The sequence below is a fragment of the Myxacorys sp. genome, from assembly GCF_059501405.1.
On sequence record NZ_JCACCM010000028.1, the window covers coordinates 1 to 3,647 of the forward strand.

General features: G+C 47.7%; 6 protein-coding genes. 1 reads left to right on the forward strand and 5 read right to left on the reverse strand.

Going from position 1 to position 3,647, the window contains the following annotated elements:
- Nucleotides 1-99: 99 nt before the first annotated feature.
- From AC5I6P_RS02840 to AC5I6P_RS02860, 5 genes are all read right to left on the reverse strand, one after another.
- Nucleotides 100-333 carry a tautomerase family protein gene (locus tag AC5I6P_RS02840; protein ID WP_495692248.1) on the reverse strand — a complete coding sequence of 78 codons (234 nt, stop codon included), beginning with the start codon at nucleotides 331-333 and terminating at the stop codon, nucleotides 100-102.
- An 86-nt stretch (nucleotides 334-419) separates the two neighbouring features.
- The gene (locus AC5I6P_RS02845) at nucleotides 420-941 is read right to left on the reverse strand and encodes an alpha/beta fold hydrolase (protein WP_495692249.1); all 522 of its coding nucleotides are present in this window, start codon (nucleotides 939-941) and stop codon (nucleotides 420-422) included.
- Between the two features lie 147 nt (nucleotides 942-1,088).
- A complete protein-coding gene (locus tag AC5I6P_RS02850) occupies nucleotides 1,089-1,706 on the reverse strand; it encodes a hypothetical protein (protein WP_495692250.1) in 618 nt (205 codons plus the stop codon).
- 176 nt (nucleotides 1,707-1,882) lie between these two features.
- Nucleotides 1,883-2,206 carry a tyrosine-type recombinase/integrase gene (locus AC5I6P_RS02855; RefSeq protein ID WP_495692251.1) on the reverse strand — a complete coding sequence of 108 codons (324 nt, stop codon included), beginning with the start codon at nucleotides 2,204-2,206 and terminating at the stop codon, nucleotides 1,883-1,885.
- A complete protein-coding gene (locus AC5I6P_RS02860; RefSeq protein ID WP_495692252.1) occupies nucleotides 2,191-2,562 on the reverse strand; it encodes a hypothetical protein in 372 nt (123 codons plus the stop codon). Before AC5I6P_RS02860 ends, AC5I6P_RS02855 begins: the two co-directional genes overlap by 16 nt.
- 498 nt (nucleotides 2,563-3,060) lie before the next feature.
- Between AC5I6P_RS02860 and AC5I6P_RS02865 the strand changes: the two genes are divergently transcribed.
- On the forward strand, nucleotides 3,061-3,603 hold the full coding sequence (locus tag AC5I6P_RS02865) for a hypothetical protein (RefSeq protein WP_495692253.1): 543 nt from the start codon (nucleotides 3,061-3,063) through the stop codon (nucleotides 3,601-3,603).
- Nucleotides 3,604-3,647: the final 44 nt, after the last annotated feature.

A 3,647-nucleotide genomic window follows, 5' to 3' on the forward strand; every position in this document is an offset into this window, starting at 1 on the left:
CAATGAGTTTGAGTCCGATATGATAAAAAAGTTTCACGTATCTCGGCTCAACCCCTAATAGCAATGCATGATTTGAATAGAAGTCGAAGCCGTCTATTGCTATTCCAGTGGGTTATAGCCTGGCTTTTTGTAGAGCTTCTCTGGGTTGTTCAAGATTTCTGGTTTATAGACTTTCTCGACCCAATCCTCTGGGTTGATTTCTTCGATCGCGACCGAAATCGAGTCTTCGCTGCTTTCGAGAATTGACATCGCCTCTTTCACAATTTGCTCGACAAACCGAACCTTCTGCTGTTCCGACCTGCCGGGATAAAGCTTGATGCTGATATGAGGCATTGTTTTTCTCCTTCAGTACTTTGCTGAACAAAGTGTAAAGCCATTGGGTGCGGAAGTCATTCTCATGACCGGGGACGAGCAAGCGATTAATGTTCAACGTATTGCATGAAGGATAGCAGATGATTTGCAACGACTTGGGGTTGATCGAAGTGAGGCACATGTCCCGCTGCCTCAATCCAAATAAGTTGACTGCCTACGATCGCTCGCTGCCACCGAGTCGCATCAGCGGTTCCTAACACATCATCCGCTTTGCCCCACAGAATCAGCGTGGGATGCGTGAATTGAGCAATCCGATCGCTTAAATCCGAATACCCGCCACTTTTAGTAAAAGAGGCGATCGCCTCCTTCCACCCAGGCATCTCCTGATGGAGGAATGAGCAACGCAAAGCATCAATCAGCATCGGATTGACCATCGGTAAAACTGAAGCCGCCGCCAGGGCAGCCCGCTTCCGGAAATAGAGCCAGTCCGCACCCAGGTCAATGAGTCCCTGTGGCAGAAATTGTCCGATTGGAAAGCTGCCAGAAGAGCCAACGCTATCGATCAAAGCAAGGGATCGCACCCAGTTAGGATGGTGCAAGGCAACCAGTCCCGCCATGCTTACTTTCATTCGTGGGGAGCAGCCGCAGGTTTGGACGGAGATCTAATATACGGACACCAATTGGATCGCCCGTAAGGATCACACTCTACTGCATCCTTGCTCATCTGGTTGAGGATGTGGGACTACGACGCACTGTTCTCGAAGAGATGCAGAAAGCTAGAGTGCAGGAACCGGTAACCCCAAGCTATGAACCAGAATGCCGAGGATTTTGTTGAGATTGGGCGAGATGTAGTAGTCGGTCAGGTCAATGGAAGCCGTTGTATCTATAAGTTTCAGGAATTTCCAGATTTCGCCAGTGGTTACAGCTCCATAGATTGCGTCAATCGCCTGCCCTTCCCGCTGGTTAAACTGCTGGGCGGCAACCATCCCTGCAATACACTGCCCCAAGCCAGCTTTAATGTTTTCGTTTTTGGCTTCCGTAATGAGAATGATAGGCGCATTGATAGTGAGTTGCTCCTTCGAGCGGCTGAGAATGTAATCGCAGTAGCCGACTAGCCCTTTCGTCTCATCCACATTAAATTCTGTGCCTGAAAACAGGCTGACCTGCCCCTTCGCCTGCCGCCGCACTTCTAGTAACACAGGGGTAATAATCATCTCCGATCGCGCCTTCTCGGTATTGATGGCGATCGCCAACTGCACAGTTTCTTGAAGCGTATCATTCAACAGGTCACTGCCCGCAACAGGCTCAACGGATGCAAACAGGTCGCGCTGCTCATCGACCTGTAAGCCAAAGTCCTTCTTGAGTTTTTGCAAGGTGAAGTCACTGTATGCCATACGCTTCCCGGAATGCCTGTGCTGTATCCATCATTATCGCTGAGGTTAAGGCAAGTAGGTAGTTTTTCGATATCCGGACTACAAGAGCAAGGGGCAATCGTAATCATCTGCTATCCAATAAGCGTTTCCCTTGTGCAATCCAGATGACTTTTTTGCCAGAGTGACAGCAGAAACCATTACGATCGAAAACTCAGCGTGGCGATCGCCATCTCCTTATCCTTCTCGGTCACATCGATGTAACGCTGCAACGCCGACAGGCTCTTGTGCCCAGAGATTGACTGAATATGCTTGATCGGCACTCGTTCGTTGTGCATCCAGGTAATTGCCGTTCGTCGGAAGCTGTGGGTACTGGCTCCCTCAATCCCCAATCGCTTAAAGGCGGCCCGTAAAATGGCATCGGCAGACTCTGGGCAGATATGCCCTCGCTCCCACCGCCCTGGAAACAAGTAGGGACGATCGCTCCGATACCCTTCCAGCAATTGCTTCAACTCCGGCGACACCGGGACAGATCGCGTCTCCTGCTTCCCCTTGTCGTTGCCCGCCGAAAGGTAATGCGATCGCGCACCCGCCCATCTGTCCTATACACATCAGCCGTGTGCAGCAAACATGCCTCATTGACCCGCGCAGTCGTGTACAGGCAGATGCCAAACAACGCTCGATCGCGATCAGTCGGCAACCCCTCCATATAAGAGAGCAACGACAGGGAGGCGATCGCCTCCATCCCTCTCCCATTTCCAAGCCCAATCAGCAGCCGAAATAGCTTCAGATCTGAAACCAATCCCAGCTTCCCGTCAAACAACCAGGCAATCTCCTGTGGTGAGAGGATCTTGGCTTGGTCGTTACGGTTGACTTTCACGGCTGAAGCAGTACGGGTGTTCAGCCAATTCTACATTAGGAAACATCAATAAGTTAATGTATTAACCTCAAATGCTGATTCTTCATTAATCATGAATTCTTAGGCTGAAAGAGCTTAAGCAAAACTTATCATTAAAGTTTTTTAGAAATAGAACATTTTTTGTTTTTCTGTTGATTTTAATTGTAATCGACAGAATTACTTCAAAAAGAAAATAATAGGCAATGCATATGTGTAACTATGGACGGTCTTTAATTACTAAAGTAAGCTGGAGTCCAACGAAATTTAGAATCTTGAGGAGCAGCTCAATGGTCAGTAAAAGGCAGCAACAGAAAGTAGCTGGAACTCAAGTTCAAAGTGTGAATTGGTTGAGGGAATCACGCTCCTCAAGGAAGAAGAGAGGTGATCGCAAACTCATGAGTTGTTGAAAGATGTTTTCAGTAACTTCTAGCATATACAGTACATCTGCACTTACTAATGCTATATTCAAAGCTCTAATGAATGAAAAATGAGCAATCTATGGTCTCTTCAAGGCAGGGAAGCAGAAGTCATTTCAGTAATCCTGCTAACAGCAGGAAATTAACGCTCAATTTTGCGCCCATTCTGTTTGATGATACAGAAATCGATGTTGGACTTATTCCCTATGAGAACAAAGAGCAGCTCAGGGCTTTAAGGCAGAATTATGCTGGCACTCATCTTTTCCACCGCGATGGAAATCAAATTTTATCGGTCGCGTTGGTTTCTGACACAGATATTTTGGGCAGCAACGTAGAGTCGGTCATACTGTCAGAACATCTCTATCTTACTGCCGCTCTGGTTCGCAATGCACTCATCAACTTTCTACACAGCCTTGGTCGGCGAGTCACAAAGTTCAGTCCGATTGAATTTGTTGCAGATCCTATCAAGGATAACTTGCTAACAAAGGTCTGCCCCTTCAATATTTCAATTCCAGACTGGATCAGTATATGCCCGCATTATACTGCCGCAATTCGAACGACTAAGTTTGACGGTCAGACAATGACGTTAGGGCTTACCCCTGCTTGACTGACAAAACTAAGAAGCTGGAAAGCTAGTGAGGACGGTGAATT

What these genes read in the sequence shown, in the direction of transcription:
- AC5I6P_RS02840 (WP_495692248.1), bottom strand. Translation starts at nt 333, where the DNA reads ATGCCTCATATCAGCATCAAGCTTTATCCCGGCAGGTCGGAACAGCAG.
- AC5I6P_RS02845 (WP_495692249.1), bottom strand. Translation starts at nt 941, where the DNA reads ATGAAAGTAAGCATGGCGGGACTGGTTGCCTTGCACCATCCTAACTGG.
- AC5I6P_RS02865 (WP_495692253.1), top strand. Translation starts at nt 3,061, where the DNA reads ATGAAAAATGAGCAATCTATGGTCTCTTCAAGGCAGGGAAGCAGAAGT.
- AC5I6P_RS02850 (WP_495692250.1), bottom strand. Translation starts at nt 1,706, where the DNA reads ATGGCATACAGTGACTTCACCTTGCAAAAACTCAAGAAGGACTTTGGC.